This is a genomic window from Lactobacillus hominis DSM 23910 = CRBIP 24.179 (assembly GCF_000296835.1).
GTDB lineage: Bacteria > Bacillota > Bacilli > Lactobacillales > Lactobacillaceae > Lactobacillus > Lactobacillus hominis.
Genome location: NZ_CAKE01000002.1, coordinates 184,476 through 203,925, shown reverse-complemented (window position 1 = coordinate 203,925; position 19,450 = coordinate 184,476). Strand labels below are relative to the sequence as shown.

At 35.5% G+C, this 19,450-nt stretch carries 17 protein-coding genes and 1 riboswitch; of the genes, 11 read left to right on the top strand and 6 right to left on the bottom strand.

The window, feature by feature from the left end:
• Positions 1 to 20: 20 nt before the first annotated feature.
• Complete coding sequence (locus BN55_RS02155; RefSeq protein WP_008470012.1) at positions 21 to 1,382, bottom strand: HD domain-containing protein; 1,362 nt, start codon at positions 1,380 to 1,382, stop codon at positions 21 to 23.
• A 118-nt stretch (positions 1,383 to 1,500) separates the two neighbouring features.
• On the opposite strand from BN55_RS02155, the gene BN55_RS02150 reads away from it, so the two are divergent.
• From BN55_RS02150 to BN55_RS02135, 4 genes are all read left to right on the top strand, one after another.
• Positions 1,501 to 1,920, top strand: coding sequence for a YwiB family protein (locus BN55_RS02150; RefSeq protein WP_008470011.1), 420 nt, complete (start codon positions 1,501 to 1,503; stop codon positions 1,918 to 1,920).
• 45 nt (positions 1,921 to 1,965) lie between these two features.
• Positions 1,966 to 2,511 (top strand): DNA-directed RNA polymerase subunit delta, encoded by a 546-nt coding sequence (gene rpoE, locus BN55_RS02145; protein ID WP_008470010.1) that lies wholly within the window; start codon positions 1,966 to 1,968, stop codon positions 2,509 to 2,511.
• A 124-nt stretch (positions 2,512 to 2,635) separates the two neighbouring features.
• Complete coding sequence (locus tag BN55_RS02140; protein ID WP_008470009.1) at positions 2,636 to 4,258, top strand: CTP synthase; 1,623 nt, start codon at positions 2,636 to 2,638, stop codon at positions 4,256 to 4,258.
• Positions 4,259 to 4,415: 157 nt separating this feature from the next.
• A complete protein-coding gene (locus tag BN55_RS02135) occupies positions 4,416 to 5,681 on the top strand; it encodes a UDP-N-acetylglucosamine 1-carboxyvinyltransferase (protein WP_008470007.1) in 1,266 nt (421 codons plus the stop codon).
• A 51-nt stretch (positions 5,682 to 5,732) separates the two neighbouring features.
• On the opposite strand, the gene BN55_RS02130 is transcribed toward BN55_RS02135, so the two are convergent.
• Positions 5,733 to 6,695 carry a LacI family DNA-binding transcriptional regulator gene (locus tag BN55_RS02130; protein WP_008470005.1) on the bottom strand — a complete coding sequence of 321 codons (963 nt, stop codon included), beginning with the start codon at positions 6,693 to 6,695 and terminating at the stop codon, positions 5,733 to 5,735.
• 191 nt (positions 6,696 to 6,886) lie between these two features.
• Between BN55_RS02130 and BN55_RS02125 the strand changes: the two genes are divergently transcribed.
• From BN55_RS02125 to gtfA, 5 genes are all read left to right on the top strand, one after another.
• The gene (locus BN55_RS02125; RefSeq protein WP_008470004.1) at positions 6,887 to 8,149 is read left to right on the top strand and encodes an extracellular solute-binding protein; all 1,263 of its coding nucleotides are present in this window, start codon (positions 6,887 to 6,889) and stop codon (positions 8,147 to 8,149) included.
• Positions 8,150 to 8,162: 13 nt separating this feature from the next.
• Positions 8,163 to 9,038 (top strand): carbohydrate ABC transporter permease, encoded by an 876-nt coding sequence (locus BN55_RS02120; RefSeq protein WP_008470003.1) that lies wholly within the window; start codon positions 8,163 to 8,165, stop codon positions 9,036 to 9,038.
• 14 nt (positions 9,039 to 9,052) lie between these two features.
• Complete coding sequence (locus BN55_RS02115) at positions 9,053 to 9,886, top strand: carbohydrate ABC transporter permease (RefSeq protein WP_008470002.1); 834 nt, start codon at positions 9,053 to 9,055, stop codon at positions 9,884 to 9,886.
• An 81-nt stretch (positions 9,887 to 9,967) separates the two neighbouring features.
• Positions 9,968 to 12,163 (top strand): alpha-galactosidase, encoded by a 2,196-nt coding sequence (locus BN55_RS02110; RefSeq protein ID WP_008470001.1) that lies wholly within the window; start codon positions 9,968 to 9,970, stop codon positions 12,161 to 12,163.
• Between the two features lie 12 nt (positions 12,164 to 12,175).
• Positions 12,176 to 13,618: a sucrose phosphorylase gene (gtfA, locus tag BN55_RS02105; protein WP_008470000.1), complete on the top strand. Its 1,443-nt coding sequence runs from the start codon at positions 12,176 to 12,178 to the stop codon at positions 13,616 to 13,618.
• A gap of 24 nt (positions 13,619 to 13,642) precedes the next feature.
• Here gtfA and BN55_RS02100 read toward each other — a convergent pair whose 3' ends face one another.
• Together BN55_RS02100 and BN55_RS02095 are read right to left on the bottom strand one after the other, a co-directional pair.
• A complete protein-coding gene (locus BN55_RS02100) occupies positions 13,643 to 14,989 on the bottom strand; it encodes a nucleobase:cation symporter-2 family protein (protein ID WP_008469999.1) in 1,347 nt (448 codons plus the stop codon).
• A 1-nt stretch (position 14,990) separates the two neighbouring features.
• Entirely contained in the window at positions 14,991 to 15,566 is a 576-nt protein-coding gene (locus tag BN55_RS02095; RefSeq protein WP_008469997.1) for a xanthine phosphoribosyltransferase, read from the bottom strand.
• Between the two features lie 72 nt (positions 15,567 to 15,638).
• Positions 15,639 to 15,736, bottom strand: a riboswitch (purine riboswitch).
• Positions 15,737 to 16,014: 278 nt separating this feature from the next.
• Between BN55_RS02095 and guaA the strand changes: the two genes are divergently transcribed.
• On the top strand, positions 16,015 to 17,568 hold the full coding sequence (gene guaA, locus BN55_RS02090; RefSeq protein WP_008469995.1) for a glutamine-hydrolyzing GMP synthase: 1,554 nt from the start codon (positions 16,015 to 16,017) through the stop codon (positions 17,566 to 17,568).
• A gap of 193 nt (positions 17,569 to 17,761) precedes the next feature.
• On the opposite strand, the gene BN55_RS09695 is transcribed toward guaA, so the two are convergent.
• Complete coding sequence (locus BN55_RS09695) at positions 17,762 to 17,824, bottom strand: putative holin-like toxin (protein WP_225793009.1); 63 nt, start codon at positions 17,822 to 17,824, stop codon at positions 17,762 to 17,764.
• A 197-nt stretch (positions 17,825 to 18,021) separates the two neighbouring features.
• Entirely contained in the window at positions 18,022 to 19,014 is a 993-nt protein-coding gene (locus BN55_RS02085) for a helix-turn-helix domain-containing protein (protein ID WP_008469994.1), read from the bottom strand.
• 184 nt (positions 19,015 to 19,198) lie between these two features.
• On the opposite strand from BN55_RS02085, the gene BN55_RS02080 reads away from it, so the two are divergent.
• Positions 19,199 to 19,450: an AbrB/MazE/SpoVT family DNA-binding domain-containing protein gene (locus BN55_RS02080; RefSeq protein WP_008469993.1), complete on the top strand. Its 252-nt coding sequence runs from the start codon at positions 19,199 to 19,201 to the stop codon at positions 19,448 to 19,450.

Genomic DNA, 19,450 nt, shown 5'->3' with positions numbered 1-19,450 from the left:
CGGGCTTTTTAAAATACTATTTATTTTTTGCTAGGTCTTCTCAAATAATGCAATTCGTTGTTTCTGATATATTTTTGAAACTCTTGATAAATAGGATCAAAAATTTGTGGTTCATTATTTTGTTTAACCATAGTTTTTGGGAAGAAGAATCTTTCATCACCTTGTAAGGTTCCATTTAAGGACTTGACTAAGGGGCTGAACTCAGATAATTCAACTAAAGTCCCATCTTCTTGCATAATTTCGATTGGACTGTGAGCATTTTTGCCTGTTGGTTTATAAGCATCATATGGTTCATCAAATGCGGAATTAGTATCAGTATAATATTTAGGATTAAAACCAGCTTGCTCAATTAGTTTATCTAGTTTAGGGATCAAATTTTTAGTTTCTTCGTTAATTTTGACACTTTCTAGAGGGTGACGATATAGATAACGATTGGCTAAATCAGCTAGAATTTGATCGCTGGACTCACTCCACAATAAAAAGTTGGTTTCCATTACCCCATCGTCTAACTTAAGATAATCACTTAAAGTCCAATTTTCTCCTAAAAAGGCAGCTAGTTGAGGCGTAACTTGCAGTTTGTTTTCTTGATAAAGTCTTTGTGCACGTTGAAGTAAATGGTGTAAGATTACTTCCATTGAGCGATTTACGCGGTGAAAGTAGACTTGTTGATACATTTGATAGCGACTGATTATATAGTCCTCAACAGCATGAATTCCCTTATAAGTAAAACAAATTCCATCGCGATATGGTCTAATTACTTCTAAAATTCTGGTTAAATCGAAGGCACCATAAGTTACGCCTGTAAAGTAGGCATCTCTTAATAAATAGTCCATTCTGTCGGCGTCAGCTTGACTGGAGATTAATTTGACCACTTGCGGATTAGGGTAAGTTTTTGCAATGACGCTAGCAACTAGTTCAGGAAAGCTAGGGCTGACTTGGCGCAAGGCTTTGTTGATCTCGGTATTTTTATCAGTGATAATTTCTTGGCCCATTTTTTCATGGTTGGTATCAAATAAATGCTCAAAAGTATGAGAATATGGACCGTGACCAATATCGTGAAGTAATGCTGCGCATTGTGCAAGCAAGCTTTCGTTTGGATCCCATAAGCCGTCGCCCGGATGGACGCTAGGATACTTTTCTTCAAAAATATTACAAATGCGACGCGTTAACTCATATACGCCTAAGTTATGTTCAAAACGCGTGTGAGTGGCTCCTGGGAAAACATAGCTTGCTGGCCCCAATTGCTTAATACGACGCAGGCGCTGAAATTCTTTGGCATTGATTACGTCAAAAACCACTTTATCTTTAACATGAATATATGTATGTACGGGATCGCGGAATACTTTTTCGTGATCTAATTGTTTGCTTTGAAATTTTTCCATTTTTCTTATAATATTTTCTAGTCTACTAAAAACAAAATTCTTTATTTCTTTACTAAAATTGATTATAACAATAATGCAAGTAAATGGCTATGCAAGGCTTTTTGAGGATAATTGTATAATGGAAAATATAAAAATAAAACTAACAAGTAAAATTACCCAGGAAGATCAAAGCGCAACTTTTTCTCGTACTGGATTTGGGACGATAGAGCAGCTTGATAATGGCTTCAGGGTAAATTATCAAGAAGAAAATAAAAACGGTAATGTGCCCGTAAAATTGCTGATTAAGCCTAAAGAATTAGTAATGCAACGTGGAAAAATCGAAGATAACGATTATACGATGATGAAATTTGAACCTGGTGAAAAGAAAAACTGTCGTATTATTGCCCATTCTAAGATTATGGATTTAACTAGCGTTACAAATAAATTGGATTTTTCTGGAGAAATCGGAGAGAATATGCAACTAAATGTTGAATATGATCTCTTTTCTGGTCTATACTTAGTAGGTAACTATGCAATTAAGATTGATTTTTACCATTAAGCTTAGTAAAATGGTAAAGATTTAAAGTGAAAGGACGTGCCATTAGTGGGTTTAGATGATTTTAAGGGCCAAAATAAAGACGAATTGTCAATGATTGAAGTTGCTCGAGCAATTTTGCAAGATAGCGGCAAGAGAATGGCCTTTGCTGACATCGTGAACGCTGTTCAAAGTTTCTTGGGCAAGAGTGATGAAGAGATCCGTGAACGTTTACCACAATTTTATACTGATTTAAACACTGACGGCGAATTTATTTCTATGGGTGATAATGTTTGGGCATTACGTTCATGGTTCCCATTTGAATCAGTGGATGAAGAAGTAAATCACCCTGAAGATGAAGAAGACGCACCACGTAAAAAGCACCATAAGAAAGTTAATGCCTTTATTGGCGATTCTGATGATGATGACATTATTGACTACGATTCTGATGACCCAGAAGACGATGATTTGGATATCGATGATGAAGATAATGATGACGAATATTCAGATGATGACGATTTAGATGATGCTAATGATGACGATGATTTAGATGACGGTATTGAAGGTCAATTATCAGAACTTCATCAAGATGATTTAGATGACGATGACGAATAAAATACTTGACGAAGAGATAAAATCCCTTTAGTATTTTGTATGGGCACTCTACGTGCATTTTAGCTCCCAAGTGGGAGCTTTTTTTGTTTTATTTGATTTTATTTCTATAGGAAGGAAGCAGGGCATGACCAAGTATATTTTTGTAACCGGTGGGGTTGTATCATCTTTAGGTAAAGGAATTACCGCTTCAAGTTTAGGACGTTTATTAAAAAATCGTGGCTTAAAAGTTACGATGCAAAAATTCGATCCATACATTAATATTGATCCAGGTACGATGAATCCTTATCAACACGGGGAAGTATATGTAACTGATGATGGTACTGAAGCTGACCTTGACTTAGGTCACTATGAAAGAATTGTAGACGTTAGAACTAGTAAATATTCTAATGTTACTACCGGTAAGATTTATAAAGAAGTTCTTGAAAAAGAACGTCGTGGCGATTACCATGGAGCAACTGTTCAAGTTATTCCGCATATCACTGATATGATTAAGAAAAAGATCATGCGTGCTGCACTTACTACTGATTCTGATGTAATTATTTCTGAAATTGGTGGTACTGTAGGTGATATTGAATCAACTCCATTCATGGAAGCAATTCGTCAAATGCGTCGTGAAGTTGGCGATGAAAATGTAATGTACATCCACTGTACATTAGTGCCTTATTTGCATGCTGCTCATGAAATGAAGACCAAACCAACTCAACATTCAGTTGCTGAACTTCGCAGTATTGGTATTCAACCTAATATGCTAGTACTTCGCGCTGAAAAGCCAGTTGGTCAAGAATTGAAGAATAAGATTTCTACTTTTACTGATGTTCCTGTAGAAAGAATCATTGAATCGATTGATGAACCTTCATTATTTGATGTTCCACTTTCTTTCCAAAAGCAAGGCATGGATCAATTAGTATGTGATTTCCTTCATCTTAAAAGCCCCAAGCCTGAAGCTGATATGGCAGCTTGGAGTAAGCTTGATGAAAGAGCTAAGAACTTAAAGCATACTACTAAGATTACTTTGGTAGGTAAGTATGTTGAATTAGAAGATGCTTACATTTCAGTAACTGATGCTTTGCAGCATGCAGGATATCTTTACAATACTAAGATTGAGGTCGATAAAGTACAAGCAGAAGATATTACGCCAGATAATATTGCAGATATTATGAAGGGTTCAGACGGTTTAATTGTTCCAGGTGGTTTTGGAACACGCGGACTTGAAGGCATGATTACTGCAATTCAATATGCTCGCGAAAACGACATTCCATTTTTAGGAATTTGCTTAGGGATGCAAATGGCTAGTGTAGAATTTGCACGTAATGTTTTAGGCTTAAAAGATGCTAATACTGCTGAAGCTGATCCTAAGACACCAAATAATATCATTGATATTATGGCTGATAAGCGTGATATCGAAGATATTGGTGGAACTTTACGTTTAGGACTTTATCCAGCTGCCTTAAAGCAAGGCACTAAGACGCGTAAAGCTTATGACAACCAAGACGTCATTCAAGAACGTCACCGCCACCGTTATGAATTTAACAATGATTATCGTGAAGCTTTTGAAAAAGCAGGAATGGTATTTTCAGGCGTTTCGCCAGATAATCGTTTGGTAGAAATTATTGAATTGCCAAAGAATAAATTCTTTATTGCTGCTCAATATCACCCGGAATTTTTGAGTCGTCCGCAACGTCCAGAAGGATTGTTTAAAGCATTTATTGGAGCTGCAAGTAACTTGCCTGAATCAAAATTTGATTAATTTTCAAAAAAGACATGTATTCCAATAAAAAAGATTAAAATTTGATAACAAGCAGGGCTGGTCTAGACTGATCCTCTTGTTTTTTTGTCGATTTTTCTATATTATATTTTGTGATACATTTTGATATTACAAATAGATGAAAAGGATTGTTTCCCCAATGAAACAAATGATTATTCATGGCGGAAAGCCCTTAAAGGGCGACGTATGGATTGGTGGAGCCAAGAACTCTACTGTGGCTTTGATTCCAGCGTCAATACTTTCCCGTACCCCGGTAACGTTAGAAGCTGTGCCGAGAATTGCGGATGTTGATAACTTAATGGACCTGCTTACAGAAATGGACGTTAAATGTAATTTCCATGAAACGACTTTAGAAATTAATCCCGACAAGATTAAGATGAGTCCACTTCCAGCAGGAAAAATTAAGTCTCTTCGTGCATCTTATTATTTTATGGGTGCTTTACTTGGTCGCTTTGGAAAAGCTGTTGTAGGCTTTCCAGGTGGCGATGATATAGGTCCTCGTCCAATTGATCAACACATTAAAGGTTTTGAAGCTTTAGGAGCTACTGTAAAAAATGAAAATGATCAAATAATAATTACTGCGCCAGCAGATGGTCTTCATGGAGCAAAAATCCATTTGAAAATGCCATCCGTTGGAGCAACGATGAATATTATTATGGCTAGTGTAACTGCACAAGGACAAACGATTATTGAAAATGCAGCTAAAGAACCAGAAATTATTGACTTAGCTACATTTTTAAATAATATGGGTGCAACTATTCGTGGTGCAGGAACTGATTCAATCAGAATTGAAGGTGTTGAACAGTTAAAGGCTCAGATTCCGCATACTATTATTCCTGATCGAATTGAAGCTGGTACTTATGTTTCTTTGGCAGCTTGCATTGGTAATGGAATCAGAATTCATAACATTATTGAAGAACACCTGGATTCGTACTTAGCCAAAGTAGAAGAAATGGGAGTTGTTATTGATTCTGATGAAGATTCGCTTTATGTTTATCCAGCTGGCGATTTGAAAATGGTGCAGGTAAAAACTGATGTTTATCCAGGTTTTGCAACTGACTTGCAGCAGCCAATTACGCCGCTTTTACTTACTGCTAAGTCTGGTGAAGGTGTAGTAATCGATAATATTTATCCTAAACGTGTGGGTCATATTCCCGAATTGCAAAAAATGGGCGCTGACATTAGGGTAGAAGATAATATTATTTTAGTTCATCCAACTCCTAAGTTGCGTGGTGCACATGTTAGCGCTGGTGAAATTCGAGCTGGAGCTTGTTTAATGCTGGCTGGTCTTATGGCAGATGGGGAAACCGTCATTTCTAATGCTGGTAATATTTTGCGCGGCTATGATCGTGTCCAAGAAAAAATCCGTCAATTAGGCGGCGATGTTACAGTAATTGATAAATAATAAAATATGAAACACAAAAGGCCTGAAATTAATTTTTCAGGCCTTTTTTTGTTAGTGATTATATTGATTAATAAGAGTGACTGGTAAGGTGTAAACACTTTCTAGGGGATATAAAGGATCATTTATGTGCTTAAGAAGAAGATCGCTCATTAACTGTGCTAATTCTTTTGTATGCTGGCGGACAGTAATTAAGCTAGGGAAGAGAGTTTGGATTAAATTAGTACCGTCAAATCCTGTAATTAAGGGATCTAATTTTAAAAAGTCGCTGCATTGTTTGGCAATCAGCGCCGTAATGTCATCTGTGCAGCAGATTGCATCATATTCATGTTTTTGCAAGATTTGCTGGATCATAATTTTCTTAGCAATGATTGATTCGTTCGCATTTAAAGATTCAAGAGTGACTTTCATCTTATAAGTGTTAAAAACACGCATCATACCCTTAATACGATCATTAATTGGGTAATAGTCTTCTTTTGCTCCAGCGATAATTAAAATTTTATTTTTTCCCCGATTTAAAACCGATTGTGCGATTTGAGCACCAGCATCAAGGTTATTAGATTGAATAGTCGGAATTTTGGGACTAATCTTTCGATCAAAACTAATAATTGGCAAATTGCGATTTAAGTCTTTTTGCGAAATATGGAGTAAGGAACTGGTGATTAGCCCAGAAATTTCATGTTTTTTAAAACGTTTTAAATAATAGTCAAAATCTTGGATATGAAAGTGGTCTATATGAAGAACGCAGTCATATCCTTTTTCTTTTAAGTAACCTGACAAGTATTCAAATAGTTCGGCGTAAAATGGATTGTCGATATTAGGAAAATTGACCTCAATTAATTTTACTGGAGTCGGATTAAAGCTTGAGATTTTTTGCTTATAGCCCAATAGTTCAATGGCTTGTTTTATTTTTCGTGCTGCTTCTTGGCCTACGTAGCCACTGCGATTTAAGTAGCGTGAAACTGTGGCCGTTGAAACTTGAGCTTTTTTTGCGACGTCTGTAATAGTTACTGGCATAATTTACACCTCCACATGTAAATTATCATAACACTAATGCTTTAATATATGGAAATTACAAGATATCTTTATGTAAATTTATGAAAATGGGTTGAAAAATTTACAGATTGAGTTATGATTGATTTGTCAAATGAAAACGTTTACTTATTTTTAACTTGGCAGAGATACTTAAGTTTGGAGGAAAGAAAGCTATGAATAAATGGCTACGAAGATTATCGCTTGTTGGCTTGGCTGCACTAGGCTTAACTCTAGCGGGATGCGGGAATAAACAAGCTAGCGAAGAAAGTCATAATGGGAAAAAAGTTACAATAGAGTATTTTAACCAAAAAAAGGAAATGTCTGGCACCTTAAAAGAAATTATCAAGGATTTTGAAAAGAAAAATCCAGATATTCATGTTAAGGAATTGGACGTTCCTGATGCTGGGACAGTTTTAAAAACTAGAATGCTTTCTGGTGATGTTCCAGATGTAATTAATATTTATCCACAAAATATCGATTATCAAGAGTGGGCCAAGGCAGGGTATTTTGAAGATATGACGAATGCGCCATATATTAAGAACATCAAAAATCATTATGCAGATCAATTTAAGATTAATGGGAAAATTTATAATGCCCCATTAAGTGCGAATGTTTATGGATTTTTCTATAATGCAACAGAATTTGAAAAACTAGGAATTAAGCCACCAAAGACTTGGGCAGATTTTGAAGCAGCAGTTGAGAAAATTAAAAAGAGCGGCAAAGCTCCATTTGCAGTTGCTGGTACTGAGCCTTGGACTTTGAATGGTTATCATCAATTGTCGCTTGCTACAGTCACTGGTGGTGCTAAACAAGCTAATAAACTTTTAAGATATTCTGCACCAAATGGAATTAAGGTCAATAATCCATATATTCAAAAAGACTTTAATAGACTTAACTTACTAAGACTTAATGCTCAAAAGAATTGGCGTGGAGCGAGTTATAACGATGCGGTTGTATCATTCGCTAGTGGCCAAAGCTTAATTATGCCAAATGGTTCATGGGCTTTACCAATGATTAATCAGCAAAAGCCAAAATTTAAAGTTAGAACTTTTGCTTTCCCAGCTGCTAAACCAAACCATGAAATGACAGTTGGTTCAGGAGACTTGGCTTTATCAATTTCATCTAAATCTAAACATAAAAAAGCAGCTGAAAAATTTGTGGCTTACATGACTACTCCAGCTGCCATGCAAAAATACTATGACGTAGATGGAAGTCCAGTAGCTGTTAAAGGAGTTAAACAAAAAGGCCCTAATTCACAATTAGGTGGACTTTCACAATTAGCCTTTACTAAGCATGATATGGTCTGGCTTGCACAGGATTGGACTAGTGAAAACGACTTCTTCAATTTGACAGCAAGTTACTTGATGACTGGCAATAAACAACAAATGGTTAACGATATGAATACATTCTTTAACCCGATGAAGGCTGCTAACTAGAGGGGAATCAATAATGAAATCAAAGAACTTTTTTGAAAGACATTGGGGCTGGTTGTTCCTCATTGTGCCATTGATTTTACAAGCTATATTTTTCTACTTCCCACTATTTCAGGGAGCATTTTACAGTTTTACCAACTGGACAGGATTAACTTATAACTATAAATTCGTTGGTCTGAATAACTATAAATTATTATTCATGGATCAAAACTTTGCTAAATCAATTGGCTTTACTGCAATATTGACTATTTGTTTAATAGTAGGTGAAATTGCAATTGGTATTTTGGTAGCTAGGGCTTTGAATTCAAAGATCAAGGGTCAAACATTTTTCAGAGCATGGTTCTTCTTCCCAGCTGTTTTATCAGGTTTAACTGTGGCTTTGATTTTTAAGCAAGTGTTTAACTATGGTTTACCTGCTATTGGTAATTTCTTACATATTAGCTGGCTTCAAACTAGTTTATTAGGTACAAATGTTGGTGCGATTGTTGCGACTATCTTTGTTTTGTTATGGCAAGGCGTTGCGATGCCAATCATTATTTTCTTAGCAGGTCTTCAAAGTATTCCTGATGAAATTAAGGAAGCTGCCGCTGTTGATGGTGCTAACAGTCGTCAAATCTTTTGGAAGATTGAATTGCCATATATGTTGCCAAGTATTTCAATGGTCTTTATTTTAGCTTTGAAATCAGGTTTAACAGCATTTGACCAAATCTTTGCGATGACTGCCGGTGGACCAAATAATTCAACTACTTCTCTTGGTTTGTTAGTTTATAACTATGCATTTAAGAACAACTCATTTGGTTACGCTAATGCGATTGCGATTGTTTTATTCATTTTGATTGCAGTTGTTTCATTTATTCAAATTAAGTTATCTAATAAGTATGCGGTTGATTAGGAGGACTTTTAAGAATGGAAAAAGATAATAAATCTAAAAAATTTTGGGATTATGCACTCCTAGTTGTAGGAGGAATATTAATTCTTATCCCGCTTTTATACACGATTCTTAGTTCATTTAAGGATACCAAGCAAATTATGAATCACTTCTTTGCTTGGCCAAATCCTTGGACAATTGCAAACTATCAAAAATTATTTGCAGATGGAGTATTAAACTACTTCTGGAACTCAATTGTAATTACTGTTTTGTCAGTTGTCTTGGTAATGATTTTCGTTCCAATGGCTGCTTATTCAATTGCTAGAAATATGTCAAAAAGAACTGCCTTTAATTGGATGTATATCTTATTAATTATCGGTATTTTCGTTCCTTTCCAAGTTATCATGATTCCAATTACTGTCATGATGAGTAAAATCGGTTTGGCAAATATGTGGGGCTTAATTATTTTGTATCTTACTTATGCCGTCCCACAAACGCTATTTCTTTATGTTAGTTACATTAAACAAAGCGTACCTGAAAGTTTAGATGAAGCAGCTGAAATTGATGGTGCTAATAAGTTTACAGCTTACTTTAAGATTATTTTCCCATTGCTTAAGCCAATGCATGCCACAACTTTAATTATCAATGCAATGTGGTTCTGGAACGACTTCATGCTTCCATTGTTAATTTTGAATAGAGATTCAAAGATGTGGACGCTTCCTTTGTTCCAATACAACTACACCGGTCAATACTTCAATGACTATGGTCCAAGCTTTGCTTCTTATGTTGTAGGTATTATTACAATTACGATTGTCTACTTAATTTTCCAAAAGAATATTATTGCTGGTATGAGTAATGGTGCGGTTAAATAGATAGATTTTTTAAAATTAAAAAAGCTAGAACTGCAGTAAGGTTCTAGCTTTTTCATTAGTATGAGTAATTAGGAGAAAAAGATGCAAATGATTTCTTTCGATGAAAAAGATCAAGTATTTCACTTACATAATGATCAAATTTCTTATTTATTATCAGTTGAAGATGGTGGTACACTAGCTCATTTATACTTTGGCAAAAAAGTAGATAATTATCATGGACAGCTTCGCTATCCTCGCGTTGATCGTGGATTTTCGGGAAATTTACCAGGATCAAATGATCGAACATTTTCTCGCGATTCACTCCCTAAAGAATATAGCTCAGCAGGAGAAATGGACTATCATACGCCAGCTTGCATCGTAAGACAAAAAAATGGTTCAAATGCTTTATTTTTAACTTATGAGGGATATCAGATTGTTTCAGGAAAGCCTGACTTGAAAGGTTTGCCACATACTTGGGTGAAAGATAAAGACGAAGCGCAAACTTTAATTGTGACTTTGGTAGATAAGGTTACTGGCGTAAAGTTTGACCTAGCTTATACTATTTTTCGCAATCGCCCAGTTATTACTCGCTCAGTAAAAGTTAGAAATACGGGAAACGAAACAGTTAATTTAGAAAAAGTTGCCTCAATGCAACTAGATTTTGTGGATCGTGATTTTGATTCGATCACTTTGCCAGGAGCACACGCTCATGAAAGAAGAGTAGATCGCAATCCTATCAATCAAGGAATTCATGTTTATTCAAGTATTCGTGGCACTTCAAGTCATCAAATGAATCCATTTTTGGCTTTGGTTGATCCTGAAACTACTGAATTTAGTGGGGATGCCTTTGGATTTGCTTTTGTATATTCAGGCAATCATAAATTTGAGGTTGAAAAAGATCAATTTGCGCAAACACATCTTAATATTGGAATTAATGATTTTAATTTTAATTGGCAATTAAAACCACAAGATAGTTTCCAAACTCCTGAAGTTGTGATGGTTTATTCCGATCAAGGCTTGAATAAGATGAGTCAAGCCTTTCATAGCATAATTCATGAACGAATTATGCGTAGTAAATTCAAAAACGAAGTTCGTCCAATTTTAGTTAATAATTGGGAAGCTACGTATTTTGACTTTAACGAAGATAAATTAAAGACAATCGTTGATGATGCCAAAAAACTAGGTATTGAAATGTTTGTTTTAGACGATGGCTGGTTTGGCCATCGCGATGATGATAATTCTTCTTTGGGCGATTGGAACGTCTTTAAGAAAAAGTTTCCTAATGGCTTAGATCACTTCGCAGATTATGTTCATGACCGAGGATTGAAATTTGGTTTGTGGTTTGAGCCAGAAATGATTTCTGTAGATTCTGATTTATATCAAAAACATCCTGAATATTTGATGCATGTGCCAAATAGAAAGCCTAGTCCATCGCGTAATCAATACTTGCTAGATTTAGGGCGTAAAGAAGTCCGCGATAATATTTTTGCACAAATGGAGCATATTCTAGATAGTCAAAAAATCGACTATATCAAATGGGATATGAATCGCCATTTATCAGATATTTATGAAGCAGACTTGCCAGCAAATCGTCAAGGCGAAGCCTACCATCGTTACGTTTTGGGACTTTATGACTTATTAGAGCGCCTTGTAGATAAGTATCCAAATATTTTAATTGAAGGATGCTCTGGTGGTGGTGGCCGTTTTGATGCGGGAATGGCTTACTATAATCCACAAATTTGGGCAAGCGATGATAGCGATGCAATTGATAGATTGAGTATTCAATATGGTACAAGCTTAGTTTATCCACAATCGATGATGACGTCGCACGTTTCAGTAAGTCCGAATGAACAAAATGGACGTATTACACCATTTAAGACACGCGGAATTGTTGCTATGTGGGGTGATTTGGGATATGAACTTGATCTAACCAAAATGAATGAGCAAGATCGTAAGGCTGTTCAAAAACAAGTTGCTGAATACAAGAAAATTAGAAAAGTAACGCAATTTGGTAAGTTTTATCGTTTAAAATCAGCTCAAACTAGCAACCAATGTGCTTGGGAAACAATCAGTCCAGATCAAAAAGAAGCAGTGCTCTGTGTAGTAAGAGTTATGGCAAGTGCCCAGCCCTATATCACCAAAACCAAGATGGTGGGACTTGATCCTGATAAGCATTATGAAAATCAAATGACTCATGAAGTTTATGGTGGTGATGAGTTAATGAATATGGGGATTTACGATCCAGTAGAGCATGGAGATTTTAAGGCGCAACTATATCACTTTAAGGAAACTGATTAGGGAGAGTTGAAAATGGCAATTTCTAACAAAGTAATGTTGATTACTTATCCAGATAGTTTAGGAAAAAATATTAAAGATTTAGACGAAGTATTGCACACGGATTTAAAAGGTGTAGTTGGGGGCGTTCACTTACTCCCATTTTTCCCTTCAACTGGGGATCGTGGATTTGCGCCAACTGATTACACAACTGTTGATCCAAAGTTTGGCGATTGGTCGGATGTGGAAAAATTAGGTGAAGATTATTACTTAATGTTTGATTTTATGATCAACCATATTTCTCGTCAGTCCAAATATTATAAAGATTTTCAAAAAAAGAAAGATAAGTCAAAGTATGCCGATTTATTCTTGAGTTGGGATAAGTTTTGGCCAAAAGGGCGTCCAACTAAAGCAGATGTTGATTTGATTTATAAGCGTAAAGATCGTGCACCATATCAAGAAATCACTTTTGCAGATGGCAGTAAAGAGAAATTGTGGAATACTTTTGGTCCTGAACAAATTGATTTAGATGTACGCAAGAAAGTTACCCAAGAATTTATTAAGCAGACTCTGAATCAATTAATTGACCATGGGGCAGATATCATTCGCTTAGATGCATTTGCCTATGCAGTTAAAAAGCTTGATAGCAATGATTTCTTTGTTGAACCTGAAATTTGGGAATTGCTGGCTCAAGTACGTGACGATATTGCCGATAAAGGCGCTATGATTTTGCCGGAAATTCATGAACACTATTCAATGCCATTTAAGATTGCAAAGCATGGGTACTTTGTTTATGATTTTGCGTTGCCAATGGTAACTTTGTATTCCTTGTATAGCGGTAAAAGCGAGCGCTTAGTCAACTGGCTTAAGATGTCGCCAATGAAGCAATTTACTACGCTTGATACGCATGATGGTATTGGAGTAGTTGATGCACGTGATATTTTGGCTCCAGAAGAAATTGAGTATACTACCAAGCAGTTGTATAAGATTGGTGCAAATGTCAAAAAAAAGTACTCAAGTGCTGAGTACCATAATTTAGATATTTATCAAATTAATACAACATTCTATTCTGCATTAGGCGATTCAGATAAGAGATACTTTATTGCTCGTTTATTGCAAATGTTCGCTCCGGGAATCCCACAAGTATATTATGTAGGGATGCTTGCAGGAAAGAATGATATTAAGCTTTTGGAAGAAACAAAAGAAGGACGCAACATTAATCGGCACTATTATAGTCGCGATGAAATTGCAAAAGAAGTTAAACGTCCAATAGTAGCAAGCTTGTTAAATCTATTTAGATTTAGAAACAGTGAAGCTGCCTTTGACTTAAATGGAAATATTGAAGTAAGTGCCCCAAGCGAGAATGAAATCCGTATTGTTCGCTCAAATAAAGATCAAACTCGCAAGGCCGCATTATTAGTTAACTTAAAGGAACTAACGTATAAAGTTCTGGTGAACGGTAAAGAGATTGATTTTTAAAACTAAAACGAAATAATCTATTTGCTAAAGTGGACTGTCAAAAACTTGACCGTCTGCTTTTTCTTCGTGCTTAATTATCTTTTCGTTATGTAAACCTTCTTTACCTTTAAATAAAATATTAAGTAAAGTAGCGCTTAAACTTGCAACTACGATTCCATTGCCTAAGAATAACTGGATAGTTTCAGGAAGGTTTTGGAAAAGCTGTGGATAAACAGTCACGCCTAGACCTAAACCGATAGAGATAGCGACAATTAATACATTGCGGGTGTCTTCAAAGTCAACGACTTTCAGCATTCTCATACCTTGAACTGCAATCATAGTAAACATAACTAACATGGCTCCGCCTAAGACAGAAGTTGGAATGATTGTGACTAAAGCACCAAATTTTGGTAGCAAACCCATCAGCATTAAAAAGCCGCTAGCCCAGTAGATTGGCTTTTTATTTGTAATACCAGATAATTCAAGCAAGCCGACGTTTTGAGAAAAAGTGGTGTAAGGAAATGTATTGAATACCCCACCTAAAATTTGTGCTAAACCTTCAGCACGATAGCCTTTTTTAAGGTCATCAGCAGTTATATCTTTTTTCAATAAATCGCCGATTGCAAAGAAAACACCAGTGGATTCAACCATTGATACTAAGGCGATAATGATCATTGTTAAGCTTGATGACCATTCAAATTGTGGCATTCCGAAGTAAAATGGCTGTGGCAAGTGAAACCACGAAGCTTGACTTACCGGGGTTAAACTTACCATTCCTAAGCCTGCTGCAATAAGCGTTCCAATGATTAAACCGATCAAGACAGCTATTGACTTAAGAAAGCCTTTGCCCCAAACTTGCAAGGCTAAAATAATGGCTACTGTAATAAAGCCGGTGAGTAGATTTTTAGGATCTCCAAAGCCCTTGGCGCCGATATTTCCACCGCCAATGTTTTGAATTGAAACTGGAATTAGAGATAAACCAATGACGGTAATCAGAGATCCAGTGACCACTGGTGGAAATAATTTTTTGATTTTTGAAAAATATCCCGCAATACAAAAAACAAAAATACCAGCAATAATAATTGCACCATACATTGTGCCAATGGAAAATTTCTTGCCGATCATCTGCAAAGGAGCTACGGCTTGAATGGCACATCCTAAAACAACAGGTAAGCCAATCCCGAAATATTTATTTCGAAGTAGTTGCAAGGCAGTTGCTAAACCACACATAAAGATATCGATTGAAACTAGATATGTCATCTGTGTAGAGTTGAATTTTAGCGCGGTTCCGATTAAAAGAGGTACGGCAATTGCTCCAGAATACATTGCCAGCAAATGCTGCAAACCTAATAAAGCTGCTTTTTTGTGGTTAACGTGGATATTGTTTTGCATTTTATTCTCCTACGAAATGAACCTGACCATTTTCAAAACTTGCAATATTTGCTAGGGCTTCTAAACGAATATTTTGCTCTTTAATCCAATCACTGCCGCCTTGGAACTCTTTGGCTACGACGGCGCCAATACCAGCGATATTGCAGCCAGCTTGGCGTGCGATGTTTACCATTCCTTTGACTGCTTCACCATGAGCGATAAAGTCATCAATAATTAAAAGATTGTCGTCTTTATCTAAGAATTTTTCTTCAACGCAAATTTTATTGGTAACTTTTTTGGTGTAAGAAAAAACATCAGCCCAATAAACAGCATCGTTCAAAGTAGATGGCTTTTTCTTTCTGGCAAAAACCATTGGCACTTTCAAGCAATAAGCTGTCATGACACCTGGAGCAATTCCTGAAGCCTCGCAGGTCAATACTTTAGTTATATTGCTATCTTTAAAAAGACGTTGAAATTCTTGTCCAATTTGCATCATCAATTCGGGATCCACTTGGTGATTTAAAAATGAATTGATTTTTAGCACATCACCAGGTAAAACGGCACCGTCTTTACGAATTCTATCTTCTAGTAATTTCAAAATTTCCTCCAAAAAGTAAACAAATAAGGACCTCGTTTTACCTTCGACTACAGGGTAAAAGAGGTCCTTTAATTAATTTGACGTTTTACCTATAGTCCAGAATTTATGGTTCCGGGTAGAAACTGTCGACCTTATTTCGACGATATATAAGTATTATTAAGTTGCTTATATGTTAGCAAAATAGTTTAGCTAACACAAGATAAATTATGCAAAAATGCGAATTTAAATTTAGGACAAGGCTTAATTATTCAGTTTTTATTATTGCGAGATAGCCAAAAAATAATGAATTAAAAATAAAAAGTTGAATTAACGCTGATTCGCATTTAATCTAGATGTTTTTGATTTTAAAAAACGAACAATTTTGAGCGAGAATCATTTTTTTGATTGACCTTTTAATTTTTTCCTAGTAAAGTTAATTAAAAATGTAGATCAGAAAAGGAGCAAAAAAGTGGCAACGAAAAATCTTAGCGACTTTGATAAAATTATTGTCTTAGATTTTGGTAGTCAATATAATCAATTGATTACTCGTCGAATTCGTGACTTTGGTATTTATTCAGAACTTTTACCGCATGATTTAAGCATTGATAAGATCAAGCAAATGCAGCCTAAAGGGATTATTTTTTCCGGTGGTCCTAACAGTGTTTATGATGATGGTGCTTTGAAAGTTGATCCAGAAATATTTAAGTTGGGTATTCCAATTTTGGGTATTTGTTACGGGATGCAATTAATGAGTTACGACTTAGGCGGTAAGGTTGAAAAAGCCGATAACTCAGAATATGGTCGTGCTGATATTGAAGTTACTGATCCAAATGCTGTTTTGTTTAGCGATTTGCCAAAAGAGCAATATGTTTGGATGAGTCACGGCGATTTAGTCACTAAAGCTCCAGCAGGTTTCAAAGTAACTGCTAAGAGTAAGAATTGCCCAATTTCTGCAATAGCCAATGATGAAAAGAAATTCTATGGTATTCAATTCCACGCTGAAGTTCGTAATTCAGAATATGGTTTAGATATTTTAAAGAACTTTGCTTTTAAGGTTTGCGGTGCTAAAGCTAATTGGACGATGAACGATTTTATTGACATGCAAGTTGATGAAATCCGTCAAAAAGTTGGTGAGAAGAAAGTTATTTTAGGTCTTTCTGGTGGGGTAGATTCAAGTGTTACGGCAACTCTACTCCATAAGGCAATTGGTGATCAATTGACAGCAATCTTTGTTGATCACGGGATGCTGCGTAAAGACGAAGGCGACCAAGTAATGCAAGCCTTGAACAAGGATCTTGGTGTAAACATTATTCGTGTTAATGCACAAGAAAGATTTTTGAATAAATTGAAGGGCGTTACAGATCCTGAACAAAAGCGTAAGATCATTGGTAAAGAATTTATCGAGGTCTTTAATGAAGAGGCTAAAAAGCTTAAGGATGTTGATTTCTTAGCTCAAGGTACTTTGTACACTGATGTCATTGAATCGGGTACTAACACTGCTCAAACAATTAAGTCTCACCACAATGTGGGTGGACTTCCTAAAGATATGCATTTTGAATTAATTGAGCCACTTCGTAAATTGTTCAAAGATGAAGTTCGCGTTCTTGGCGAAAAATTAGGCATTCCGCATGATTTAGTATGGCGTCAGCCATTCCCAGGACCAGGTCTTGGAATTCGCGTTCTTGGCGAAGTTACTGAAGATAAGCTTAAGATTGTGCGCGAAAGTGATGCAATTTTACGTGATGAAATTAAAAAAGCAGGACTTCAAGAAGATGTTTGGCAATATTTTACTGTTCTGCCAGGTATTCGTTCAGTTGGTGTAATGGGAGATGGTCGTACTTATGACTATACCATCGGTATCCGTGCAGTAACTTCTATTGATGGGATGACTGCTGACTTTGCTAAATTACCATGGGATGTATTGAGTAAAATTTCTACAAGAATCGTAGATGAATGTGATCACATCAACCGCGTAGTTTACGATATTACCAGTAAGCCACCTTCCACAATTGAGTGGGAATAATATAATATATAAGTAAAGCTCGCAATTAGATTTGCGGGCTTTATTTTGAAAAAATATGGTATAATTTGTATAAAGAAAAAGGAGATCCGATGATCTCCTTGCAGCCCGCTTTAAGAGCGGTGGTCGATATTATAAAAATCGTAGAAAACGACGCTCTATAACTCGCCAAAGTTATGTAAGTAGAGCGGCGTTTTTATTTTTTGTGGTGGTCGATGTAGGTTAGCAAAGCTAACACAAACGTACCAAATAAAAGCATTAAAGAAATGCTTTCGTAAACCGACATGGTTGAACCCTTTCTGTAGTATATTGACCATAGGCCTCACCTCTGGGAGGAAAAATAACCGCCGCTCATAAAACTTTCTGCGATAAATGTTATATCGAAAATTCGTTCGTAAATAAATATGATCAAATTAAAAAAGCTCGCAATTAATTTGCGGGCTTTTTTTTAGATAGTTATTCAGCTTTTTCTTTGATAAAGAAGTACGTAAATAGACAGTAAACAATAAAACCTAAATATAATATATTATCAGCGTTGAATATATTGTAAGTATAGTAACGGATAAAATAAGTAATTCCTAAAATGAAGAAAGCATAAATCCAACTGCCATAGACAAACAATCTGTGGAGCTTAATTGGCAAATGCTTTTTATGCTTAATTAGGGTAGAAAGATAATTTCTTTGGAATAAATAGAAAGTAAATAAATATGAAGCACCACTAAAAATTATAAAAGTTATTCCCCAGGTAATAATAAATCCTATGTTGGAGCTTGAAAAATTACTGAACCCATTAATCATTGGTCCGATAATACTTAAAACGGCTAAAATACTAGCGAAGACTATGTATTTATCATTATTTTGGTGAAATAATTTAATTGTGAACTCTAATTTCTTTCTCTCTTCAGTCAAATCAAAGTTTTGCTTTTTGATTTGTTCAAACTCACGCATATTTAATAGACTATAAATAAAAAGTCCCAATGCAATGGCAATAGTAATAATAGCTGCTACGTAGCCACTGAGAGAAATTGTGAAAGTTAGAGGAGTTTCATAGTGACTGCCGTGGTTGAAGAAGATAGATAAGATACATGCAAAACATATCCACACAGGACTAAAAATAATTAAGGCAATAGCTAAAGCACGTAATTTGGAACTTTTCTGACTAGCAGCTAAATATTTTTTAACTAGTTCATCAGATAAAACAGGTAATTTATCTTTATCATTAATATCTTCATTTTTAAGTTCAAATGAAGGTTCGCCGCTCTTTAATAGATAATCAGTTGTTACACCAAATAATTCTGATAAATTAACTATTTTTTCAATATCTGGAATTGATTGTTCACTTTCCCATTTTGAAACAGCTTGGCGGCTAACGTTCATTATTTCAGCTAAGCCTTCTTGAGAAAGATTATTCTTTTTCCGCAAGTCTGCGATTTTTTGACCTAATCTCATAATAGATCGTCCTTTCTGTTTTTATTGATCTTAATTTATAAAAAATCTTAGTTGCAGACAACCACTTTTTGATTGCTTAGCACGCAACTATTAGTTGCAAATACCTTTTTATAGGCTAAATGATGCTATATGTATCTACAAAATGATAAAATGTAATCACACAAAATGAGTGGGAGGTAGTCTTATGGACTTTTTGAAGGATAATAAAACAGCCAAAGTTTTTAAAGCAGGAAATTCAGAAGCAATCAGATTAACTAAGCAAGATACGGCTATCTTTAAAGTTAAGCCTGGAGATCAGGTAATCAAAGAGGTTTCTCCAGATGGGATGTCAATTACATTTAAAAAAATGCCTGAAGTATCAGAGGATGTAAAGAAAGAAGTTAGTGAGATCTTAAATGAAGATGCAGATTTAATTCAAGCATTAAAGGATTTGTAA